The 22,107-nt window shown below is 52.5% G+C and carries 23 protein-coding genes; 6 read left to right on the plus strand and 17 right to left on the minus strand.

Features of this window, described 5'->3' with window-relative positions:
* Positions 1-304: 304 nt before the first annotated feature.
* The 8 genes from HOY33_RS14700 to HOY33_RS14735 form a co-directional block, all read right to left on the minus strand.
* A complete protein-coding gene (locus tag HOY33_RS14700) occupies positions 305-1,453 on the minus strand; it encodes a beta-ketoacyl-ACP synthase III (protein WP_172290895.1) in 1,149 nt (382 codons plus the stop codon).
* Positions 1,454-1,890: 437 nt separating this feature from the next.
* Positions 1,891-2,853 (minus strand): class 1b ribonucleoside-diphosphate reductase subunit beta, encoded by a 963-nt coding sequence (nrdF, locus tag HOY33_RS14705; protein ID WP_172290896.1) that lies wholly within the window; start codon positions 2,851-2,853, stop codon positions 1,891-1,893.
* Positions 2,854-2,877: 24 nt separating this feature from the next.
* Positions 2,878-5,028: a class 1b ribonucleoside-diphosphate reductase subunit alpha gene (gene nrdE, locus HOY33_RS14710; RefSeq protein WP_172290897.1), complete on the minus strand. Its 2,151-nt coding sequence runs from the start codon at positions 5,026-5,028 to the stop codon at positions 2,878-2,880.
* On the minus strand, positions 5,007-5,414 hold the full coding sequence (gene nrdI, locus HOY33_RS14715) for a class Ib ribonucleoside-diphosphate reductase assembly flavoprotein NrdI (RefSeq protein WP_172290898.1): 408 nt from the start codon (positions 5,412-5,414) through the stop codon (positions 5,007-5,009). The genes nrdE and nrdI overlap by 22 nt, the downstream gene beginning before the upstream one ends.
* A gap of 9 nt (positions 5,415-5,423) precedes the next feature.
* Positions 5,424-5,663 (minus strand): glutaredoxin-like protein NrdH, encoded by a 240-nt coding sequence (gene nrdH, locus HOY33_RS14720; protein ID WP_172290899.1) that lies wholly within the window; start codon positions 5,661-5,663, stop codon positions 5,424-5,426.
* A gap of 342 nt (positions 5,664-6,005) precedes the next feature.
* On the minus strand, positions 6,006-6,800 hold the full coding sequence (gene speD, locus HOY33_RS14725; RefSeq protein WP_172290900.1) for an adenosylmethionine decarboxylase: 795 nt from the start codon (positions 6,798-6,800) through the stop codon (positions 6,006-6,008).
* A 29-nt stretch (positions 6,801-6,829) separates the two neighbouring features.
* A complete protein-coding gene (speE, locus tag HOY33_RS14730) occupies positions 6,830-7,693 on the minus strand; it encodes a polyamine aminopropyltransferase (RefSeq protein WP_172290901.1) in 864 nt (287 codons plus the stop codon).
* A 109-nt stretch (positions 7,694-7,802) separates the two neighbouring features.
* Entirely contained in the window at positions 7,803-8,150 is a 348-nt protein-coding gene (locus tag HOY33_RS14735; RefSeq protein ID WP_172290902.1) for a YacC family pilotin-like protein, read from the minus strand.
* Between the two features lie 185 nt (positions 8,151-8,335).
* Between HOY33_RS14735 and HOY33_RS14740 the strand changes: the two genes are divergently transcribed.
* From HOY33_RS14740 to hpt, 4 genes are all read left to right on the plus strand, one after another.
* Positions 8,336-9,352: a Fe(3+) ABC transporter substrate-binding protein gene (locus HOY33_RS14740; RefSeq protein ID WP_172290903.1), complete on the plus strand. Its 1,017-nt coding sequence runs from the start codon at positions 8,336-8,338 to the stop codon at positions 9,350-9,352.
* 112 nt (positions 9,353-9,464) lie between these two features.
* Positions 9,465-11,099 carry an iron ABC transporter permease gene (locus HOY33_RS14745; RefSeq protein ID WP_330528036.1) on the plus strand — a complete coding sequence of 545 codons (1,635 nt, stop codon included), beginning with the start codon at positions 9,465-9,467 and terminating at the stop codon, positions 11,097-11,099.
* Positions 11,096-12,169 (plus strand): ABC transporter ATP-binding protein, encoded by a 1,074-nt coding sequence (locus HOY33_RS14750; RefSeq protein ID WP_172290904.1) that lies wholly within the window; start codon positions 11,096-11,098, stop codon positions 12,167-12,169. Before HOY33_RS14745 ends, HOY33_RS14750 begins: the two co-directional genes overlap by 4 nt.
* Before the next feature lie 201 nt (positions 12,170-12,370).
* The gene (gene hpt / locus HOY33_RS14755) at positions 12,371-12,913 is read left to right on the plus strand and encodes a hypoxanthine phosphoribosyltransferase (RefSeq protein ID WP_172290905.1); all 543 of its coding nucleotides are present in this window, start codon (positions 12,371-12,373) and stop codon (positions 12,911-12,913) included.
* A 49-nt stretch (positions 12,914-12,962) separates the two neighbouring features.
* Here hpt and can read toward each other — a convergent pair whose 3' ends face one another.
* Positions 12,963-13,604, minus strand: a complete 642-nt coding sequence (gene can / locus HOY33_RS14760) for a carbonate dehydratase (RefSeq protein ID WP_172290906.1) — start codon at positions 13,602-13,604, stop codon at positions 12,963-12,965.
* Positions 13,605-13,730: 126 nt separating this feature from the next.
* Between can and HOY33_RS14765 the strand changes: the two genes are divergently transcribed.
* Together HOY33_RS14765 and HOY33_RS14770 are read left to right on the plus strand one after the other, a co-directional pair.
* Entirely contained in the window at positions 13,731-14,654 is a 924-nt protein-coding gene (locus HOY33_RS14765; protein ID WP_172290907.1) for an ABC transporter ATP-binding protein, read from the plus strand.
* Positions 14,651-15,421, plus strand: coding sequence for an ABC transporter permease (locus HOY33_RS14770; RefSeq protein WP_172290908.1), 771 nt, complete (start codon positions 14,651-14,653; stop codon positions 15,419-15,421). The genes HOY33_RS14765 and HOY33_RS14770 overlap by 4 nt, the downstream gene beginning before the upstream one ends.
* A 50-nt stretch (positions 15,422-15,471) precedes the next feature.
* On the opposite strand, the gene panD is transcribed toward HOY33_RS14770, so the two are convergent.
* From panD to thpR, 8 genes are all read right to left on the minus strand, one after another.
* Complete coding sequence (gene panD / locus HOY33_RS14775; protein ID WP_172290909.1) at positions 15,472-15,852, minus strand: aspartate 1-decarboxylase; 381 nt, start codon at positions 15,850-15,852, stop codon at positions 15,472-15,474.
* Positions 15,853-15,992: 140 nt separating this feature from the next.
* Positions 15,993-16,847: a pantoate--beta-alanine ligase gene (gene panC / locus HOY33_RS14780; RefSeq protein WP_172290910.1), complete on the minus strand. Its 855-nt coding sequence runs from the start codon at positions 16,845-16,847 to the stop codon at positions 15,993-15,995.
* Between the two features lie 240 nt (positions 16,848-17,087).
* Complete coding sequence (folK, locus tag HOY33_RS14785) at positions 17,088-17,585, minus strand: 2-amino-4-hydroxy-6-hydroxymethyldihydropteridine diphosphokinase (protein WP_172290911.1); 498 nt, start codon at positions 17,583-17,585, stop codon at positions 17,088-17,090.
* On the minus strand, positions 17,585-18,997 hold the full coding sequence (pcnB, locus tag HOY33_RS14790; protein ID WP_172290961.1) for a polynucleotide adenylyltransferase PcnB: 1,413 nt from the start codon (positions 18,995-18,997) through the stop codon (positions 17,585-17,587). Before pcnB ends, folK begins: the two co-directional genes overlap by 1 nt.
* A gap of 54 nt (positions 18,998-19,051) precedes the next feature.
* Complete coding sequence (gene gluQRS, locus HOY33_RS14795) at positions 19,052-19,972, minus strand: tRNA glutamyl-Q(34) synthetase GluQRS (RefSeq protein WP_172290962.1); 921 nt, start codon at positions 19,970-19,972, stop codon at positions 19,052-19,054.
* Positions 19,973-20,124: 152 nt separating this feature from the next.
* A complete protein-coding gene (gene dksA, locus HOY33_RS14800) occupies positions 20,125-20,580 on the minus strand; it encodes an RNA polymerase-binding protein DksA (protein WP_136168102.1) in 456 nt (151 codons plus the stop codon).
* Between the two features lie 245 nt (positions 20,581-20,825).
* Positions 20,826-21,533: a DNA/RNA nuclease SfsA gene (sfsA, locus tag HOY33_RS14805; protein WP_172290912.1), complete on the minus strand. Its 708-nt coding sequence runs from the start codon at positions 21,531-21,533 to the stop codon at positions 20,826-20,828.
* Between the two features lie 7 nt (positions 21,534-21,540).
* Positions 21,541-22,074, minus strand: coding sequence for an RNA 2',3'-cyclic phosphodiesterase (gene thpR, locus HOY33_RS14810; protein WP_172290913.1), 534 nt, complete (start codon positions 22,072-22,074; stop codon positions 21,541-21,543).
* Positions 22,075-22,107 lie beyond the last annotated feature (33 nt).

Genomic DNA, 22,107 nt, shown 5'->3' on the forward strand with positions numbered 1-22,107 from the left:
CATGATGCTGTACCCCAGAAAAGAAGACCGCTCAGCATAAGTGTGGCAGGACTTACGATAATGAAACCGTATCGCCGAAAGGCATACGGTTTCTTTTCCTCTTTATGATATCTCCGGCATAGCCGGGTATCCGACGCGAAATGGCTCACGCTACGAAAAGAGAATATTTTTTATGGTGCGCATCCCTGCGTACCACCATAACGCAATTTCGCCTGGAAATTTTTTACTCCACGTGAATGGCGGGAGGCGCATTAAACGATAATACGCCTTCTGTTTTGTCGCCAATAGGGTTGTGGAAAAGGATTTACATTACCGTGAGGTGCATAAATGAACCATTAAAGCGTCCGCTTTCCGGAATAAAGCAAAGAATTTTCTGTCCGCTTTTCAGCTCATTGGATTTAATCAGTTCGTCCAGCATAATATAAATAGAAGCAGAACCGACATTACCTTTGGTGGTCAGATTGGTGAACCAGCGCTCCTGTGGAATATTAAAACTATTTTTTTCCATACATTCGGCAATCGGTTGGCGGAAATAATTTGATGACATATGAGGCAGGAACCAATCAATATTGTCTGCCGAAATTCTCCGGCGCTCAATAGTTTTAAGCAGCGGTTTTCCCAAAGCAATATCGACGATATTCTCATTCAGTAATCTAACATCTTGTTTTACGGAAAAAATAGAACGATCTCCCCAATCTTTGACCGGGAAACGCATCCAGCCAATCAGCGTGCCGTTTTCATCTTTTTCCGCTCCGGAATACATACAGGTTTCCAACTCATTAGCGTAAGAATAGATATCAATCCAGTCGATACGCAGCGAGGAACCATTTGGACGTGGTTGGTTTTCCAGCAAGATGGCGCCCGCGCCGTCTGACAACATCCAACGCAGGAAATCTTTTTCAAAGGCGATTTCAGGGTGTTTTTCTAGTGCTTCGACTTTCGCCTGATTTTCATTGATAAAGTTACGCGCGTGCATTACCGTTGAGGCGATTTCAGATGCGGTGGTGACGGCATTGCGGGAGGCGCCGGAAAGCACCGACAGCCATCCGTATTTTAATGCGGTAACGCCCGCTACGCAGATCCCCGCTGTGGAAACCACTTCGCAAGAAGGATTACCCAGTTCTCCGTGCACCATCACGCCGTGGTTAGGCATCAGTTGGTCGGGCATGCTGGTGCCTGTGGCAAGGCATTCAATATCTTCCGGGGAGAAATCGTCGTCAAATAGGCCTTTTATCGCTTCCGCCGTGAGTTGCGCATTGGTATAACGAGGCTCCCCTGTTTCTGGGTCTAAAACGTAATAACGTGTTTTAATACCATTACTGCGTAATACAATTTTTTTTGCTCTGGACGGCGCTCCGCCAATATATCCCAATACCTTTTCAATTGAGTTATTATCAACCGGTTCGCCCGGCATAAATGAGGATGTTTTGTTTATATAGACACAATTATCCATTATAACACTCCGTTATTATAAATTACAGGTTTGAAGTTCCCGGTGTCAAATACGCAACCAAATTAAATATACAGGGTATTATTAATGCCCTAGAGAAGAATGACGGCGTTTTATTAGTGTGATTTTTATAGTGATGAATAGTGAATGATTCACTGCTAATTATTTTTTTTGAAATCCTATATACTTCTAAGACTTTATCGGCGTGGCTATTATGGTAGGTGTTGGAACTCTTCTTTTCAAATTTAAATAAATTTAATTTGTGCTTTTTTCATTTATTTTTTTCTGAAAACAGATGAAATGAATTATCGAAGCTAAGTCGATATATTTTTTTTTCGTGAGAATAACGGATTTTTACAATGATTTGTTTTCTATCATGAATTGGAGAATATTGCGCCTGAGGGGGAAATTATGAGGCGAACGCCCCATAATTCCCGGAACTAGAAATCCCAGTCCTCATCTTCGGTGTTGACCGCTTTGCCAATGACGTACGACGATCCGGAACCGGAGAAGAAGTCGTGATTCTCGTCCGCATTGGGCGAAAGGGCGGAAAGAATCGCCGGATTGACGTCCGTCATGCTGGCGGGGAATAACGCTTCATAGCCCAGATTCATCAGCGCTTTGTTGGCGTTATAGTGCAGGAATTTCTTCACATCCTCCGTCCAGCCGACGCCGTCATACAGCTCCTGGGTATACAGCACTTCATTGTCATACAAATCCTGTAGCAGATCGTAAGCGAAGTTTTTCACCTGTTGCTGGCGGGCCGTATCCGCTTTGGCCAGACCTTGCTGGAATTTATAACCAATATAATAACCGTGCACCGCTTCATCGCGAATAATCAGCCGGATCAAATCGGCGGTGTTGGTCAGTTTGGCCCGGCTTGACCAGTACATGGGCAGATAAAAGCCGGAATAGAACAGGAAGGACTCCAGAAACACGCTGGCGACCTTTTTCATCAACGGATCGTCGCTGCGGTAGTGGCTCAGAATGATGGCGGCTTTTTTCTGCAAGGCCGGATTTTCTTCGCTCCAGCGATAGGCATCGTCTACTTCACTGGTCAGACACAGGGTGGAAAAGATGGAACTGTAAGAGCGGGCATGCACCGCTTCCATAAAGCTGATGTTGGATAGCACCGCTTCCTCGTGGGGGGTGACGGCATCGGGCATCAGCGTCGGTGCGCCCAGGGTGTTCTGAATCGTATCCAGCAGCGTCAGTCCGGTAAACACCCGGATTGTCAGCTGGCGTTCATGCGCGTTTAACGTTCCCCAGGAGGGGATGTCATTGGATAACGGGACTTTTTCCGGCAGCCAGAAATTCGAGGTAAGCCGGTTCCAGACCTCCAGATCTTTGTCGTCTTCAATTTTGTTCCAGTTGATGGCCTGTACGCGCGTTAGCGATGTCATAATCAGATTTCCTTCAGCGATAGCTTACAAAGCGCAGGACACGCAGCCCTGAACCTCGGTACCTTCCAATGCCATCTGCCGTATGCGAATGTAGTAAATGGTTTTGATGCCTTTGGTCCACGCATAGATTTGCGCTTTATTGATATCCCGCGTGGTGGCGGTATCACGGAAGAACAGCGTCAGCGACAATCCCTGGTCGACATGCTGGGTTGCCGCCGCGTAGGTATCAATAATCTTCTGCGGGCCGATGTCATAGGCGTCCTGGTAATATTCCAGATTGTCATTGGTCATGTAGGGGGCAGGGTAGTAGACCCGGCCAATCTTGCCCTCTTTGCGGATTTCAATCCTCGACACGATCGGGTGGATGCTTGATGTGGAGTGATTGATATAGGAAATCGAGCCGGTCGGGGGCACTGCCTGCAAGTTCTGGTTATAAATACCATGCGTCATAACGGCGTCGCGCAGCGTTGCCCAGTCCTGCTGGTCGGGAATGGTTATCCCCGCTTGTTCGAACAGTTCACGCACCCGTTCCGTAGCGGGTTGCCAGCGTTGTTCCACGTATTTATCGAAGTACTCGCCGGAGGCGTATTTAGAATTTTCGAATCCTTTAAAACGCCGTCCGCGCTCTATCGCCAGCTGATTTGAGGCGCGTAGCGCATGGTAGGCAACGGTGTAAAAATAGATATTGGTGAAGTCGATCGCTTCCTCTGAACCGTAAAATATTCTCTCGCGGGCCAGATAGCCATGCAGATTCATCTGCCCGAGGCCGATAGCGTGGGATTCATCGTTGCCTTTTTCTATCGATGGCACGGAGCGGATGTGGCTCATATCGGAGACGGCGGACAGCGCCCGGATCGCCATTTCAACCGTGAGGCCGAAGTCTGGCGACGACATCGCCTTAGCGATATTCAGGGAGCCGAGGTTGCAGGAGATGTCTTTACCAATGTGGCGATAACCGAGATCTTCGTCGTACAGGCTTGCGTCATTGACCTGCAAAATCTCGGAGCACAGGTTGCTCATATTGATGCGGCCCTGAATCGGATTGGCGCGATTGACCGTGTCCTCGAACATCATATAGGGATAGCCGGACTCAAACTGGATCTCGGCCAGGATCTGAAAGAACTCCCGCGCCTTGATCTGCGATTTACGGATCCGTTTGTCGTTGACCATCTCATGGTATTTTTCGCTGACGCTGATTTCCGACAGCGGAACGCCATACACCTGCTCGACGTCGTAGGGCGAAAACAGGTACATCACCTGATTGTTTTTCGCCAGTTGGAAAGTGATGTCCGGGATGACCACGCCAAGCGACAACGTTTTAATGCGGATTTTCTCATCGGCATTTTCCCGCTTGGTATCGAGGAAGCGCAGAATGTCGGGGTGGTGGGCGTTGAGGTATACCGCGCCGGCGCCTTGACGCGCGCCCAACTGATTAGCGTAGGAAAAGGCGTCTTCCAGCATTTTCATCACCGGGATGATGCCGGATGACTGGTTCTCTATTCTTTTTATCGGCGCGCCGGTTTCGCGGATATTGGTAAGCATGAAGGCCACGCCGCCGCCGCGTTTGGAGAGTTGTAACGCGGAGTTAATCGCGCGTCCAATCGATTCCATGTTGTCTTCAATACGCAGCAGGAAGCAGGAGACCAGTTCGCCGCGCTGTTTTTTTCCGCAGTTGAGAAAGGTGGGCGTGGCAGGCTGAAAACGGCCGCTAATGATTTCCTCCACCAGCGCGCCGGCAAGCTCGGTGTTACCGGCCGCCAACGTGAGCGCCACCATGCAGACGCGATCTTCGTAGCGTTCCAGATAGCGCTTGCCGTCAAAGGTTTTGAGCGTATAGCCGGTGTAGTATTTGAACGCGCCAAGAAAGGTCTGGAAACGGAATTTATGGCTGTAGGCCTGTTGAAAAAGACTTTTGATAAAGCTGAAGGCGTACTGATCCAGCACCTCGGCTTCGTAATAGTTCTCTTCAACCAGATAGCGCAGCTTTTCTTCCAGGTTATGGAAGAACACCGTATTCTGATTGACGTGCTGTAAGAAATAGCGCCGCGCCGCCAGCTTGTCCTGCTCGAACTGAATGTGACCCTCGGCGTCGTAAAGGTTCAGCATGGCATTCAGCGCATGGTAATCCAGCTCCGTGGCGGCTGGTTTGGTGATCACGGGTTCTGTTGTTGCCAAAATTCAGTTACTCCCTTTCGCACGTTTGCAACGTCTTCTGCCGTACCCAGCAGTTCGAAGCGATACAGATAAGGCACCTGACACTTTTGCGCGATGATGTCGCCGGCGAGGCCGTAAGCGGCCCCAAAATTGGTATTGCCCGCGGCGATGACGCCGCGCAGGTAGTCGCGGTTTTGTCGATCGTTCAGAAACAGGATCACCTGACGGGGCACCGAACCTTTGGCGCTTCCCCCTCCATAGCTGGGAACCACCAGAATATAGGGACGATCCATTTTCAGTCCGGGCTGTTCAATCGCTATCGGAATACGCAGGGCGGGCAACCCGACCCTGGCAACGAAGCGGTGGGTGTTCTCCGACTGGCTGGAAAAGTAAACCAGCGGGTTCATCGCGCCCCCTTACTGCAACCGTTGAGATTGCTGTAGCGTGCTGATTTTATCCGGGCGAAAGCCGCTCCAGTGATCGTCAGCGGTCATCACCACCGGTACTTGCTGATAACCCAACGCTCTTACCTGCGCTAACGCCTGCTCATCTTCCGTTAAGTCCACCAGTTGATAATGAATGCCCTGCTTATCCAGTGCGCGGCATGTTGCATTACATTGAACACAGTCCGGCTTGGTGAAAATAGTAATACGCATGATTCGTATTTACCTTTTAATGTAAGAGTCATGTGTCGGAGCGGCTGTTTCTGTGGGCGTTAGCGCCCGTACCGATCCATGGAGCAACCATCATTTGCGATGCGGTTACGAATTAGATACTAGATGTAGGTGTTTTAAATTTCAACCATACAATATATAGGAATTACGCTGAAATTTATCCAGCAGGGATGTAAGCCAGACGGCGCAAGGGAAAAATAAAAATCAAGGAAAAAATTTTCTTTCAACAACGGAATAATCAACGCCGTTTCTGGCGGCGTTTTATTCAGTTCAGGTGGTTGCCGTTGATGAGGTGAAAGGGAGCCAGGCTCCCTTGGTTGAACATTAGAGTACGGGCAGGTTTCTGCCGTAATAGATCTCCTGCATTTCGTGATACAGCAAATCGGTGATTCGTTTACGTTCCTCGGCGCTTAATGTGCTGGGATCGACGTTGAACAGGTAATGCTTAAGGTCGAAATCTTTCAGCAACATCTTGGTGTGGAACATGTTTTCCTGATAAACGTTGACATCCATCAGGTGATACAGCGATTTCATGTCCGCCGACATAAAGTTCTGGATCGAGTTGATCTGATGATCGATAAAGTGTTTTACGCCATTGATATCGCGGGTAAAGCCGCGCACGCGATAATCAATGGTGACGATATCCGATTCCAACTGGTGGATTAAATAGTTCAGCGCTTTCAGCGGCGAGATAACGCCGCAGGTCGACACTTCGATATCGGCGCGAAAGGTGCATAGCCCGACTTCAGGATGACTTTCCGGATAGGTGTGCACGCAAATGTGGCTTTTGTCCAGATGGGCGACCACGGAGTTGGGCAAGGGGCCCGGAAGCTCGGAGTTATCGACATCGCGCGGGTCCATCGGCTCTTCGCTGACCAGAATGGTCACGCTGGCGCCTTGCGGTTCGTAATCCTGACGGGCGATATTGAGAATGTTGGCGCCGATAATCGAGCAGGTTTCGCTCAGGATTTCGGTCAAACGGTTAGCGTTATACTGTTCATCAATGTAAGCGATGTAACCGTCACGGTCATCGGCAGTTCTGGTGTAACAGATATCGTAGATACAAAAACTCAGGCTTTTGGTCAGATTGTTAAAGCCGTGTAGTTTCAGCTTGTGCAATTTAAGTCACCCCCTTATGGATGCGATAATCAGCGCGCGGCCGATAATGCATTCAGTAAATATTGCGGCAGCGCGAAGCTACCTACGTGAACGGCCGGATTGTAATAGCGGCACTCGATACCGGACGCATTAAAGCGTTGTTGTAATGTCTCCACGCTTATCTGACGCAGCGACGGATGGTTGCTGGCCCAGGCAAACGTCATGATGCCGCCGTAATAGGTGGGGATCGCCGCCTGATAAAATGTTACATCGCTAAAGTAGCGGCTGAGTTTATGGTGGCTGTTGACGGCCTCATCCTGTTGCAGAAAACAAACGCCGTTCTGCGCAACGAAAATACCGCCTTCATTCAGGCAGCGCGCGCATCCCTGATAAAAGTCAGACGTGAACAGGCTTTCGCCCGGCCCGATGGGATCGGTGCAGTCGGAAATGATGACATCGAATGTTTCGTCACACTGATTAACGAAGTTCACGCCGTCGTCGATGACCAGACGAAAACGCGGATCGTCGTAGGCGCCGGCATTATGGTTGGGTAAGTACCGGCGGCAGAATTCCACTACGCCCGCATCAATTTCCACCATGGTGATTTGTTCGATACCGGCATGACGGCTGACTTCACGCAGTATGCCGCCGTCGCCGCCGCCGATAATCAGCACGCGTTTCGCCCGCCCGTGAGACAACAGGGGGATATGGGTCAGCATTTCGTGGTAGATGAATTCGTCACGTTCGGTGGTTTGCACCACGCCATCCAGCGCCATGACACGGCCGAGCGCCGCGTTTTCAAAGATGATCAGATCCTGATGGTCAGTCTTTTCGTGGTATAGCACCCGGTCGATGGAAAAGTACTGGCCAAAGTTGGCATGCAGGGTTTCATACCAAATTTCTTTCTGGGACATGTTAGGGCTTCCTCCGCGATAACAGCCATGAAAATTGGCGCGCCATGATAGCTAACTCTTGCGGCGCTTGCACGGTCAAATTTCAGTCAGTGCAGAAGGAAGGAAGAAATTATTTCGCGTAGGCAAGCAAACCGAGTGAGTTACGAGCCAGAGACTGGCATTTCTGCGGCGTGGGGATAGCGATTTTGCTGAGATCCCGATAGCTCTCTTCCCCCAGCGCCGTCATGTTATAGGCATTGTAATTACTGAGATCCCAACGATTTTGCCGGGCGAATGCCAATAGCGACTGGCGAATTTGTTCGTTGGGCAAATCCTGATATCCGCAATTATTTTTCAGATAAACGAAAACGGCGGTTAAATCGGCAAGATCTTCCGCTTCAAATTCATTCAGTGCCTTGCCGGCGGAGGAGAAGCTCATCAGACTCAGCAGGAGTAGCGCCAGCGCAGAGTTTTTCATGGTTAAGTTCGTTCCGATTATTGTCATGAGACGTTATCACAATTGTAGATAACCTGACTAAATTTTCTTGCGCCGCGTCATTTTTGTTATTCGTAAGGATTGTGTAAAAAGTTAGTGACGTAAAGTAACTGATTGTGAATAATGAGAGCGATTCTGATAACTATTATCATTTATTGAGGCATCTCATGAAGAAACAGATTCTGATCGGTTCGATCCTTTCCGCGCTTGCCATCAGCAGCGCCGCGCACGCCGCATCTGAAGTCAATATCTATTCATACCGTCAGGCCTATTTGATTGAACCCATTCTCAAAGAGTTCACGCAGCAAACCGGCATCAAGGCCAATGTTATCTATGCCGAGTCAGGGCTGGTGGAGCGTTTAAAAAGGGAGGGGAGCCTAAGCCCGGCGGATGTAGTGCTGACGGTGGATATTAACCGTCTGATGGAAGTGGTTGATGCGGATTTGTCGCAGCCGCTGAAAGATAAAACGCTGGAAGAGAACATTCCGTCGCAATACCGCGATTCTCAGGGCCGCTGGGTCGGACTGACGACGCGCGCCCGGGCGATTTATACCTCAAAAGATCGGGTAGGAAAGATCCCGGCGTCTTTTGACTATCTGGACCTGGCCGACCCCAAATATAAAGGGCGTATTTGCACCCGCTCTTTTAAAAATGCTTACAACGTGTCGCTGACGGCGGCGATGCTGGCGCATCACGGCGAGGCGAAAACCCGGCAATGGCTGGAAGGCTTAAAGGCGAATCTGGCGCAGAAGCCGCAGGGCGGCGATCGCGATCAGATTAAAGCCATCACGGAAGGCGTGTGCGATTACTCGCTGGGGAATAGCTATTATCTGGTCAGAATGCTTGCCGATGATAAGCAGCGCAGCTGGGGCGAAGCCGTCAATATCAACTTCCCGGGTCAGGAAGCATCAGGCACGCACGTTAACATCAGCGGGGCTGTGCTGGCGAAATATGCGCCAAACCGCGACAATGCCGTGCAGCTGATTCGCTTCCTCAGCGAGGATCGGGCGCAGCATATGTACGCTGACGTTAACGGCGAATATCCGGTGAAACCGGGCGTACAGCCGTCGGAAGTGGTTGCGTCGTGGGGAACATTCAAGGCCGATGCGCTGCCGCTGGAGAAAATCGCCGACGAATATCAGCACGCCTTGCGGTTAATCGATGAGGTTAAGTTTGATCTGTAAATAAACATCTGATATTCAGGTGATAGGATAATTCAAGCCCGGAATATATCGCCCTGCGGAAAGCGTGATTATTGTTCCGGGCATTTTTGTTTACGAGTGGTACGGAATAGACGTGGCGAGTGAGAGCGGTTTCAGTATCCGACGTTGGCGAGTGAGTAGTTGGTTATTAACGGGGCTGTTGCTGTTCCCGATAGCCGCCATTTTTTTCCAGGCCTTTTTCGCCCGGGGCGAGGGGTTTATTCATCTGTGGCAAACCGTGTTGCCCACCTATATTGTCAACTCTCTGGGGTTGGTGGCGGGGACGGTGGCGCTGAGTCTATTATTGGGTCTGCCTGCCGCCTGGCTGATGACCCAGTATCGTTTTCCCGGTCAACGCGGGTTGCGGTGGATGCTGTGTTTACCGCTGGCCATGCCGCCTTATCTGGTCGCCTATATTTATACCGATCTGCTGGACTATGCCGGCCCGGTGCAGGGATGGCTGCGTCGGGCGTTTTCCCTGCACAGCGCCGGTGATTACTGGTTTCCGCCGATCCGCTCTCTCGGCGGCGCCTGCGTCGTTCTGGCGCTGGTGCTGTATCCGTACGTTTACCTGCTGGCGCGCAAAGCCTTGCTGGAACAGTCGGTTACCTTGCTGCATTCGGCGCGTCTGCTTAACCATTCCCCCAACCGGGCTTTCCGGCGCATCGCTTTTCCGCTGGCCAGACCGGCGATTGTCGTCGGCGCCTCGCTGGTGGCGATGGAAACCCTGGGCGATTTCGGCACCGTCTCCTATTTTGCTCAGGCCACGCTGACCACCGCCGTGTATGACACCTGGCTGGGGTATGGCGATCTGGGCGCTTCGACGCGAATTTCCGCCCTGATGTTGCTGTTCATCTTTATGATGATCTCGGCGGAGTTTTACAGCCGGCGTCGGCAGCGTATTTATCAGAAAAGCATGGGGCAGGAGCGGGAAGATCAACAGCCGCTTACCGGCCTGAGAAAATGGCTGGCGCTGGGGTATTGCTGGGGGCTTATTGCGCTGGCGATGGGGATACCCTGCCTGATCCTGATAACCTGGAGCTGGCGCTATATCACTCAGTCCTGGTCGATGGCGTTTTTTCACTACGGCATGAACAGCCTGCTGGTATCGTCGCTGGCGGCGGGCGTGACGCTGCTGGCGGCGCTGGTGCTGGTCTTCTCCACCCGCCTGGATAAATCCAGCCCGGTATTATTGCGGCTGGCCAGCCTTGGGTACGCGGTGCCCGGCACCATTCTGGCTATCGGCCTGCTTATTCCTCTGGCGGCGTTCGACCATGCCGTCAACCGGCTGGCCAACTGGATAAACCTGCCCGCGCCGGGACTATTGCTGTCGGGAACGCTGTTCGCGCTGGTGATCGCTTACTGCATCCGTTTTAGCGCCATGATGATAGGCAGCGTGGAAAGCAGCATGTCGAGAATCTCGCCGTCGCTGGATATGGTCAGCCGGACATTAGGAAGTTCTCCCGCGCAGCTGTTGCAACGGGTGCATCTGCCGCTATTGCGACGGGGGATCGTAACCGGTACGTTGCTGGTTTTTATTGAGAGTATGAAAGAATTGAATGCGTCGCTGTTGCTGCGGCCGTTTAATTTTGAAACGCTGGCAACCTATGTTTTTACCTTTACCTCCGATGAGCAACTGGAGCAGGCGGCGCTGCCGGCGATGATCCTGGTGCTGGTCGGGCTGTTCCCCGTTATCTGGCTGAATGCGGTGCTGGAAAATAAACGATGACAGATGTAACCGACGTATTAAAGATTGAGCACATAACCTGCCGTTATCAGCCGCGTAAGGAAAGGGACGGGAACGTACTGAATAACCTTTCCCTGACGGTACGGCAGCGGGAAATTGTTTGTCTGCTCGGCGCCAGCGGCTGCGGCAAGACCACCTTGCTTAAAGCGGTGGCGGGACTGCTTGCGCTGGATAAAGGTTTGATCGCCATCGCCGGCCAAACGATGAGCGATAGCGAACGGATTGTCGCGCCGGAGTTCCGCCAGGTCGGGTTGATTTTTCAGGATTACGCGTTATTTCCGCACCTGACGGTGGCGGAAAATATCGCCTTTGGCCTGTACGGCCAGCCGCAGGAAACGATTGTCCGTAGCGTCGGCGAGATGATCGATCTGGTGCGTCTGGACGGGCTGGAAGCCCGCTACCCGCATGAACTTTCCGGCGGACAGCAGCAGCGGGTGGCGATAGCCCGCGCCCTGGTCTGTAAACCGAGCGTACTGCTGCTTGATGAGCCTTTTTCCAATATTGATAATCAGGTGCGCGACAACCTGATGAGCGAGTTACGCATTATTCTGAAGCAGCGGCAGGTTGCCACCGTGTTTGTGACCCACAGTAAGGAAGAGGCTTTTGCCTTTGCCGATCGGCTGGCGGTCATGGACAATGGCGCCATTGTGCAGGAAGGCTATCCGGCAACGCTGTACCAGCGTCCCAACAGCCGTTTTGTTGCCGATTATCTGGGCAGCAGCAACTATCTGCCGGTTAACATCCTCAGCGATCATCAGTGGCAGAGCCTGTTCGGCGAGCACCTCGCCGCCCACCCCCACGGGCAGCCGATCGGTTCGCAATGTGACTGGCTGGTTCGTCCGCATGATATTGCTCTGGCGCTGGATCCCAACGGCACGGCGCAGATTCAGGATCGGTTGTTTATGGGCACCTTAAACCACTACCGCATCAAACTGGACGATCGCATTATCCAGGTGCAAAGCAGCACCTGGTTTGAGCCGGGGCAGCCGGTAAGGCTGAGCGTCAAGGCCTCGCAGCCACTCTTTTTCCCCAGCGCGGCCGGGAGTGAATAAGAGACGGCGGCCTTGATTTCATTCGGGCGATTACCCGGACGCGGTGATGTTTTTTCAACGCCCGGTTTGGGGTAATACCCGGTAGCCTGCGCTTTCTGGTATACTTCGCGCCCTTAGGCGCTATCCGTCTGCACTGGCGCATCATCAATGGTCAGAGCCTGAACCCTCTTGATGGTGCTGAATACCTTTATTCAAAGAGTTATGAGTATGATGAAACATACCGTAGAAGTCATGATTTCCGAACAGGAAGTCAGGGCGCGGGTTACCGAATTGGGCCGGGAAATCAGCGAACATTATCGTGACAGCGGCAGCGATATGGTCTTGGTTGGTTTATTGCGCGGGTCGTTTATTTTTATGGCCGATTTATGCCGGGCGATTGATGTTTCACACGAAGTCGATTTCATGACGGCCTCCAGCTATGGCAGCGGTATGAGCACCACCCGTGACGTGAAGATCCTCAAAGATCTGGATGAGGATATTCGGGGCAAGGATGTGTTGATTGTCGAGGACATTATCGACTCGGGAAATACCTTGAGCAGAGTGCGTGAAATCCTGCAATTGCGCGCCCCGAAGTCGCTGGCGATCTGTACGCTGTTGGATAAGCCGGAACGCCGTGAAGTAAGTGTGAAAGTCGAGTGGGTCGGCTTCTCTATTCCTGATGAATTCGTGGTCGGCTATGGTATTGACTACGCGCAGCATTATCGGCACTTGCCGTATGTTGGTAAGGTTATTCCTCAGGAATAAACAGGGTTACTGACGCCCGGAACCGGCATAGGTTGGGCGTCAGTGGCGATCAGGAACGGGAAGACATGGCCCGGCGATAGCGTTGTTCCAGCGTCTCCCTGCTGGTGGCCGTCACTTCCAGATCGCGCAGCCGTCCGTCCTGAATACCGTAAACCCATCCGTGGATGGTCACTTTCTGGCCGCGTTTCCAGGCCGACTGCATCACGGTGGAGTGACCGAGATTATAAACCTGCTCGACCACGTTGATTTCGCACAGGGTATTCAGCCGTTGTTCGGGAGGCAATTCTCCCAGCAGCGAACTATGCTTATACCACAGGTCGCGGATGTGCAGCAGCCAGTTGTTGATTAAGCCCAGTTCGGGGTTTTCCACCGCCGCCTGGACTCCGCCACAGCCGTAATGGCCGCAAATAATGATATGTTCGACTTCCAGAACTTCGACGGCATATTGCACCACGGAAAGGCAATTCAGGTCGGTATGAATCACCAGATTGGCAACGTTGCGATGAACAAACAGTTCGCCCGGTTCGAGGCTGGTGAGGCTTTCCGCCGGTACGCGGCTGTCGGAACACCCAATCCACAAAAATCGAGGTCGTTGTGCCTGCGCCAGTCGTTCAAAATAACCAGGATCCTCTTCCACCATCGTTGTTGACCAGCGTTGGTTATTGGCGATGAGCGTTTCGATTTCTTTCATGAAAGTAAATGACCTGTAACAAACAAGGGGCGGTGGGGGTAATATAAGTCAACAATCGCCGTTTGAAAACGATAGTTTATGAATTGAAACTGTAGAACTTACTGATAATAAGGCAACCCATTTTTTATGACATATGCACTGGAGCTGGCGCAGTTAACTAAAACCTACCCGGGAGGCGTCAGGGCGTTGCGCGGCATCGATTTACGTGTTGACGCGGGTGATTTCTACGCTCTGTTAGGGCCGAATGGCGCCGGGAAGTCCACTACGATCGGCATCATCAGCTCTTTGGTCAATAAGACCGCCGGGAAAGTTCAGGTATTTGGTTACGATCTAGAGCGGGATGTGGTTAACGCGAAACGTCAATTGGGACTGGTCCCGCAGGAATTCAACTTTAATCCGTTTGAAACCGTGTTGCAGATTGTGGTCAATCAGGCGGGGTATTACGGCGTTAAACGTCATGATGCGCAAAAAAGGGCGGAAAAGTATCTGAACCAGCTGGATTTATGGGGAAAACGCAACGACCGCGCCCGTATGTTGTCCGGCGGGATGAAGCGTCGTCTGATGATTGCCCGCGCGTTGATGCATGAGCCGAAGTTACTGATCCTGGATGAACCCACCGCCGGGGTGGATATCGAACTGCGCCGCTCCATGTGGGGATTCCTGAAGGAGTTGAATGCGCAGGGGACGACGATTATTTTGACCACCCACTATCTGGAAGAGGCTGAAATGCTGTGCCGCAACATCGGCATTATTCAGCATGGCGAATTGGTGGAAAATACCTCCATGAAACACCTGCTTTCCAAGCTTAAATCAGAAACCTTTATTTTCGATCTGGCGGCCAAGAGCCCGTTGCCGAAGCTTGAGGGGTATCAGTATCGTCTGGTGGATACCTCGACGTTGGAAGTGGAAGTCATGCGCGAACAAGGGCTAAACGGCTTGTTCAGCCAGCTAAGCGGGCAGGGCATCCAGGTGTTGAGTATGCGTAACAAAGCTAACCGGCTGGAAGAATTGTTCGTCACCCTGGTTAATGGTTATGGAGGAAAAGCATGATGCGTTTGTATTGGGTGGCGTTGCAGAGTATCTGGATCAAAGAGGTGAACCGTTTTGGCCGAATCTGGATACAGACGCTGGTGCCGCCGGTTATCACCATGACGCTGTATTTTATTATCTTTGGCAATCTGGTCGGTTCGCGCATCGGGGATATGCGCGGATTCGATTATATGCAGTTTATCGTTCCCGGGCTGATTATGATGTCGGTGATCACCAATGCCTATGCGAATGTGGCTTCTTCCTTCTTCAGCGCAAAATTTCAGCGCAACATTGAAGAACTGCTGGTGGCGCCGGTTCCGACCCATGTGGTGATTGCCGGTTATGTCGGCGGCGGAGTGGCGCGGGGGATCTGCGTCGGCGTGCTGGTGACGGCGGTATCGCTGTTTTTTGTGCCGCTGCATGTTCATGCTTGGTGGATCATTGTATTAACGCTGCTGCTGACGGCGGTGCTGTTCTCGCTGGCGGGATTGCTGAATGCGGTTTTCGCCAAAACTTTTGACGATATCAGCCTGATCCCGACTTTTGTACTGACGCCCTTGACCTATCTCGGCGGGGTGTTTTATTCGCTGACGCTGCTGTCGCCGTTCTGGCAGTCGGTATCCAAACTTAATCCCGTGGTGTATATGATCAGCGGATTCCGCTGTGGTTTTCTCGGGATACAGGATGTCCCGCTGGTATTTACCATGGCGGTGTTGGTCGCCTTTATCGTCGTATTTTATATTCTGGCGTGGTGGCTGATTGAAAACGGACGCGGGCTGCGAACCTGATCTGCGGATGGAAGTAAAAGGCGGTGGCGGCACCGCCTTGGTTATTCAATTCAGGCTATCTGTACCGGAATCGCTTTGGCCTGGCGCTGTAGCTCGTTGTCGCCGGAGAAATAAGCGACTTTGGGATGATGGCTTCTCGCCTGCTCATCGGACATCTGCACATAAGAACAGATGATCAGCTTATCGCCCACGCAGGCGCAACGGGCGGCGGCGCCGTTTACCGAAATAATCCGCGAGCCTCGTTCTCCGGCTATCGCATAGGTTGAGAACCGCTGGCCGTTATCCACGTTGTAGATATCAATGGCTTCGTATTCCAGTATGCCAGCCGCATCCATAAAATCCTGATCGATAGCGCAAGAGCCTTCGTAATGTAAATCGGCCTGGGTTACTTTTACCCGGTGCAGTTTGCCCTGCAACATGGTACGTATCATTGTTTATCACCTCGGTTATCCCCTTCATCTTTCAAGCTGCATCTGTGTTGGCTTCCCTCTCTCACCCCAGTCACTTACTGGTGTAAGCTCCTGGGGATTCATTCAGGCGCCGCCTTGATGCAACTCGAAATCTATTGGGTTCATACGGTCAAATCGACCTGCTGGTTATCAATTAATCGCGCTTTACCCAGCCAGGCGGCCATTAACACCACCGCGCGGGTGCTGGCTGCCGTGAGCGGCTGCAACGTGTCGGCATCACGGATGAACAGTTCGTCAGGCGTGAACCCGGCTTGTCGCAGCGATTCTTCCGCCTGGGCAATCAGCGGCTCTATCTGGCGATCGCCGGCAGCCAGTTGCTCCACTACGGTTGCCATGATCTGATGTAATCGTGGCGCGATCCGGCGCTGCTCGGCGCTGAGATAACCGTTGCGTGAGCTGAGCGCCAGCCCGTCGTTGGCGCGCACAATCGGTACGCCGACAATACTGATGTCATAACTCATATCGCTGACAAGCTGACGGATCAACGCCAACTGCTGATAATCTTTTTCGCCGAAGCAGGCCAGATCGGGCTGTACCATATTAAACAGTTTGCTGACGATAGTGGCGACGCCGCGAAAATGGCCGGGACGACTGGCGCCTTCCAGCATATAAGAAAGACCGGGAACCTCGACGAAAGTTTGTTCTTCCAGTCCGTTGGGATAGATCACCTCGGAGCCGGGAGCGAAAACCAGGTCGACGCCGCGCTGGTTCAGCTTCTCACAGTCTTCCTGCAACGTCCGTGGATAATGCGCCAAATCATCTTGCCGTTCAAACTGCATCGGATTGACGAAAATGCTGACGACCACAATGTCGGCCCGTTCTCTCGCTTCATCAACCAGCCTCATGTGCCCGTCGTGCAAATTACCCATAGTAGGCACCAGAGCGATACGTTTCCCCTCCTGGCGCCAGCGACGGATTTCACGACGTAGCAGTAGAGGGGTTTCAATAATCAACACACCTACACTCCTTAACGATTAACGAAAACAGCCAATTTTAGTAAAAAGAATAATCAGGAGAAGCTGGCGTTGTCAGCCATAATGCAAACAAATTTTCTCTGTTCTTATTGCCATTGAGACGCCGGGCGTTCGGTTTTATGACGGCCTTCCTGACGTCAAGATGGCGGAGGAGCAGGGGATCATTCTAATGGAAGCACACGGGTAACGATAGCATTCACCCCACCTGAATAAACAGAGGGATCAGCCGACGCGGCTCTTATCCCAAAACGTCAACCCGTTACGGCCAACGTTAGTCAAAAGATGGGAGAGCGCTTCTCCATCGGGAAAAACCAGTTCCGGGGCGATCTCGGCCAGCGGAAACAGCATGAATTCGCGATTTTTCATATCGTAATGAGGAACCGTCAGCCGCGGCGTCTGGATGACCTCATCGCCGAACAGCAACATATCCAGATCCAGCGTACGCGGCCCCCAGCGGTGCGCTTTGCGCACGCGTCCCTGTTGCTGTTCAATCGTCTGGGTATGATCCAGCAGGCGCTCGGCGTCCAGAGCGGTTTCCAGTTCGGCAACGGCGTTCAGATAATCGGGTTGATCCTGCGGGCCTAACGGTCGGCTACGGTAAAAAGAGGAACAGCGGATCAACCGGGTTTGCGGCAGGTTATCCAGCGCGGTCAGGGCGGCATTAACCTGCTGTAAAGGCTGTGCCAGATTGCTGCCCAGGGCCAGATAAACGCGCGTCATCAGGCTTTTTCTCGGCGCTCGGCGCTCGGTTTGCGCGGACGCCGGGGGCGGGAACGACGATGTGGCGTCGGGCCGTCATCCAGAGAACTCAGCATGGCCTGCTGACGCGGCGGCACCGCCGCCTGGAACTCTCCCCACCAGTGCGCCAGACGCAGCAGATCCTGATGGTTTTCTATTTCAGCGCGCAGACACAGCAGATCATAGGCGGCCCGGAACTTGGGATGCTCCATCAGTTTATAGGCGCGCTTGCCCTGGCGGCGTGACAGACGTAGCTGCAACTGCCAGATATCACGCACCAGCGAGGTAATACGTTTAGGTATCGCCAGTGAACGGCACTGTTCGTCCAGAATGTCATTCATCGCCAGTGAAAAGGCATCAAAATAGGCCAGACCGCTTTCCTGTGCCAACTTTTGCGCGTGCTCAATCAGCGGATACCACAACATGGCCGAGAACAGAAATGCCGGGTTAACCCGCATATTGTTTTGCAGCCGTTGATCGGTATTTTTCAAGACCTGAGCCACCATCCGTTCCAGCGTGGTATCGCCCGTTTCGGTAAAGTTACGGCTGATTAACGGGAAAAGCGGCTGGAATAACTGATATTCACACAGCATTTTGTAGGTTGGATAGCCGTAACCGGTCTGTAACAGCTTCAGCGATTCCTCAAACATGCGGGCCGCCGGGATGTCGTGCAGCAGGGCGGCAAGGCGGGGGATCGGTTCGGCCGTTTCGGGGCTGATGGTCATACCCAGTTTGGCCGCGAAGCGCACCGCGCGCAGCATTCGTACCGGATCTTCGCGATAGCGGGTTTCCGGATCGCCGATCATGCGAATCACGCCCTGACGCAGATCGTTTAAGCCGTCGGTATAGTCACGCACGGTGAAATCAGAAATCGTGTAATAAAGGCTATTGATGGAGAAATCGCGGCGTTGAGCGTCTTCCTCGATGGAGCCAAAAATATTGTCGCGCAACAGCATGCCGCTCTGGGCTTGCTGGGCTGAATTCCTGATTTCCTGCTGTTCCTGGTGCCGCTCATGGTGGCCGCGGAATGTGGCGACTTCGATCACTTCCGGCCCGAACATCACATGAGCCAGACGGAAGCGGCGGCCGACCAAACGGCAATTGCGGAATAACTTACGCACCTGTTCCGGGGTGGCGTTGGTGGTGATATCAAAATCTTTGGGTTTTTTGCCCAGCAGCAGGTCACGGACGCCGCCGCCGACCAGATAAGCCTCGTAGCCCGCTTTGTTCAGGCGATAAAGTACTTTCAGTGCGTTATCACTGATATCACTGCGCGAAATATTATGCTGGTCACGCGGGATCACCGTCAAATGCTGACGCGTTTTCTCAGGTTTGACCATTTCGTTCTCACGATTCAGTACTTTACGGCAAAAATTAGCGACTCGGGTAAAGATAATACACCTCGATAGTGATGGATAAACAAAGTCACAATAAAAAATAGCGGCTAATCATAGCTCACCGGGCCCGGTTTGAGAATGCCGATGTGAGCTCTGGCCGGTTTTTGCTGCTGGCGAAGGGATTCGGGAAAGCGACCAATGTTCTACGGACCACTCAAGTAATGCCGCAAGCGTCAGGTCTTGCCAGCTTTCGGGCAATGGCTGATGTAAAAACTGTAATGCCGATATCAATATCGGGCGCGGGTCGCTATCGGGCAGCGCCGGGGCATGATTTTGTTTGGAGAGTTTATGTCCGTGCGCATTCAGTACCAGCGGCAGATGGATATACGCCGGCTGTTCATATCCCAGTTGACGATATAGCGAGATCTGCCGCACGGTGGGGGCGATCAGATCGGCTCCGCGGACAATTTCCGTGACGCCCTGCGCATGATCGTCGACGACCACGGCCAGATTGTAGGCAAAAAGCCCGTCGCGACGATGAATAATAAAGTCTTCACCCGCCAATGCGCGATCCGCATAAATTTCACCGCTTAATCGATCATAAAAGTGGCATACCGGCATGGTCTGGCGTAAGCGTAGTGCGGCGTTTTTGGCGCTTAGGCCGCGATCCCGGCAATAACCGTCATAGTGTCCGCCTAATTGCCGGATACGGCGGCGGCTACAGGTGCAGTAGTAGCATAATCCCTGTTGCGTAAGCCAATGCAGCGCCTGGTGATAAAGCGCGTGGCGTTGTGACTGATAGACGACTTCGCCGTCCCAATAAAGGCCGTAATGCTCAAGCTGGGAGAGGATACGGGCGGCAGCGCCGGGGATTTCACGGGGAGGGTCGATGTCTTCGATACGCACCAGCCAGCGCCCGCGCTGAGCGCGAGCCTGAAGGTAACTGCCGAGGGCGGCAATCAGAGAACCAAAGTGCAGATCCCCGCTTGGGGAAGGGGCAAAACGCCCGATGTAACGATCTGTTTGACGCATCACTATAAGAATAACGCCGCGCATCGGCACTAAATCGGCAGCAGGCCGCGGCGAACGTTTTCTTTCTATAACGTTAAGCGCGGCTTATCGCCGCAGAGCCTATCCCTGTGTGCGAATATCCGCCCGCAGGGTTAGGCTTTTAGGATGAATGATTACCCAGCCATCTGCTTTTCGCGTATTTCCGCCAGTGTTTTGCAGTCAATACACAGATCAGCCGTTGGACGAGCTTCCAAACGACGGATGCCAATCTCCACGCCGCAGGATTCGCAATAACCGAAGTCTTCATCTTCGATTTTTTGCAAGGTTTTGGCGATCTTCTTGATCAGCTTGCGTTCACGATCGCGGTTGCGCAGTTCAAGGCTGAATTCTTCTTCCTGAGCCGCACGATCCACTGGATCGGGGAAATTAGCCGCTTCATCTCGCATATGCGATACGGTACGATCCACTTCGTCCCTGAGTTGGTTGCGCCATGCTTCAAGAATACGCTTAAAATGAGCCAACTGAGCGTCGTTCATATACTCTTCGCCCGGCTTCTCCTGGTATGGCTCTACTCCGGCAATTGCGAGAATGCTCAGAGAAGATGTCTTACGGTTTTGCCCTTCTTGCATGTTGCTTCTCCTACATAACACGACACGCACTATACCCTGCTTATTTGCCGCCGCAGCCAGGCTGCAACGCCAATTATTCGGGGTATATCGATCCCCTAAGGGGAAAAACAGGCCGCTATAAATAGCAGATGAAGATTAGGTTGGCAATGGTTCCTGACACGGGCCTGATAAAGTGTGAGGAACAACGTATTATCATCGGATGATAAACAACATGTTAGCGTGTATTGCTACGGCCATTTTATTTATCACGTTATCAATAACGGCAACGGATCGGTAAGTTTGATGCTGTCAGGGGATAAATTGGCGCCATAACATAAAATTTCAACCCCCTGCTGTTGCGCTGTCACCAATAATTCAGCGTAACGCGGGTCAATCTGTCGGGCAGGGCAAACCTGGTTGATCCCCGAATGAAGGACGGCGAAAAACAGCACGGCTCGCTCGCCATTGGCTGCTACCTGTTGGAGTTCGCGCAGGTGCTTTTGTCCCCTGAGCGTAACCGCATCGGGAAAGTAACCACATCCATGTTGCAACAATGTGACAGATTTCACCTCAATATAGCAGTTAATCTTGTCCGGCGCTTGTAATAGCAGGTCAATACGGCTGTTTTCCGTGCCGTATTTGACTTCCGTTTTTAAGGACGTATAACCCGCGAAGGTTGCTATCTGATTTGCTAACAAGGCTTCATGCAATAAGGCATTGGCACGCAACGTATTAACGCAAATCCAGTGATTTTCCTGCGTCTCGGTCAGCTCCCAGCTGTGCGGATATTTCCGCTTCAGGTTGTCGGAGGTGGAGTACCAGACGGTATCGCCGGGGGTGGCGCATCCGGTCATTGCGCCGGTATTGGCGCAGTGCAGCGTAAGTTCTTTTCCTTCCGGGGTCACTACATCGGCCAGAAAGCGTTTGTAGCGTTTAATCAGCCGGGCCGGCTGTAAGCGGGGAATGAATTGCATAGGTATCCTACTTGTTGATCAGCGGCCAGCTTGCCAATTCCTGATAGCGGGTTTTGCCATGTTCAAACAGTGATTGATAAAGCGAAAAATGGCGTATGGGGATTGACCAGTTAAAATCCGCGGGCGGCAGGGCAACGAATTTGGTTGCGCCGCGCAGCAGGGTGATATGCGGGTGGAAAGGCTGCGAGGGCTGGCTGCATCCGTTGCGGGCCGCCTGCGAGCGTAATAAATCCGCCAGTTGCAATAACCCGCGGGGAGCCTGTCGGCAGCCCATCCATACCACGCCGGAGCGCGGCCATTGGCCCGCGTCATTCAGATGCAGCGTAAATTCAGGCTGGCGGATTCGCCCCGCCAGCGTGCGCAGAGCCAGTTCTTTTTGTTCACTCACGTCGCCAAGAAAGGCCAACGTCAGATGAAGGTTGGCCGCAGCGACCGGGCGACCGGCCTGCGCTGAAAAGCTATCGGCGCGCCAGCGCACGATCGCCTGGCGGGTCGATTCCGGTAGCGACAAAGCAAAAAACAGGCGACGGGTGGGATGCATGTCGATCTCTTAAGTTCTGATTCCAGCAGATGC

Source organism: Brenneria sp. hezel4-2-4, from assembly GCF_013155275.1.
Classification (GTDB): domain Bacteria; phylum Pseudomonadota; class Gammaproteobacteria; order Enterobacterales; family Enterobacteriaceae; genus Brenneria.

Coding starts and splice junctions, on each gene's coding strand:
- HOY33_RS14700 (WP_172290895.1), bottom strand. CDS start 1,453: ATGGATAATTGTGTCTATATAAACAAAACATCCTCATTTATGCCGGGC.
- nrdF (WP_172290896.1), bottom strand. CDS start 2,853: ATGACATCGCTAACGCGCGTACAGGCCATCAACTGGAACAAAATTGAA.
- nrdI (WP_172290898.1), bottom strand. CDS start 5,414: ATGAACCCGCTGGTTTACTTTTCCAGCCAGTCGGAGAACACCCACCGC.
- nrdH (WP_172290899.1), bottom strand. CDS start 5,663: ATGCGTATTACTATTTTCACCAAGCCGGACTGTGTTCAATGTAATGCA.
- speE (WP_172290901.1), bottom strand. CDS start 7,693: ATGTCCCAGAAAGAAATTTGGTATGAAACCCTGCATGCCAACTTTGGC.
- HOY33_RS14735 (WP_172290902.1), bottom strand. CDS start 8,150: ATGAAAAACTCTGCGCTGGCGCTACTCCTGCTGAGTCTGATGAGCTTC.
- HOY33_RS14740 (WP_172290903.1), top strand. CDS start 8,336: ATGAAGAAACAGATTCTGATCGGTTCGATCCTTTCCGCGCTTGCCATC.
- HOY33_RS14750 (WP_172290904.1), top strand. CDS start 11,096: ATGACAGATGTAACCGACGTATTAAAGATTGAGCACATAACCTGCCGT.
- hpt (WP_172290905.1), top strand. CDS start 12,371: ATGAGTATGATGAAACATACCGTAGAAGTCATGATTTCCGAACAGGAA.
- can (WP_172290906.1), bottom strand. CDS start 13,604: ATGAAAGAAATCGAAACGCTCATCGCCAATAACCAACGCTGGTCAACA.
- HOY33_RS14765 (WP_172290907.1), top strand. CDS start 13,731: ATGACATATGCACTGGAGCTGGCGCAGTTAACTAAAACCTACCCGGGA.
- HOY33_RS14770 (WP_172290908.1), top strand. CDS start 14,651: ATGATGCGTTTGTATTGGGTGGCGTTGCAGAGTATCTGGATCAAAGAG.
- panD (WP_172290909.1), bottom strand. CDS start 15,852: ATGATACGTACCATGTTGCAGGGCAAACTGCACCGGGTAAAAGTAACC.
- folK (WP_172290911.1), bottom strand. CDS start 17,585: ATGACGCGCGTTTATCTGGCCCTGGGCAGCAATCTGGCACAGCCTTTA.
- gluQRS (WP_172290962.1), bottom strand. CDS start 19,972: ATGCGTCAAACAGATCGTTACATCGGGCGTTTTGCCCCTTCCCCAAGC.
- dksA (WP_136168102.1), bottom strand. CDS start 20,580: ATGCAAGAAGGGCAAAACCGTAAGACATCTTCTCTGAGCATTCTCGCA.
- sfsA (WP_172290912.1), bottom strand. CDS start 21,533: ATGCAATTCATTCCCCGCTTACAGCCGGCCCGGCTGATTAAACGCTAC.
- thpR (WP_172290913.1), bottom strand. CDS start 22,074: ATGCATCCCACCCGTCGCCTGTTTTTTGCTTTGTCGCTACCGGAATCG.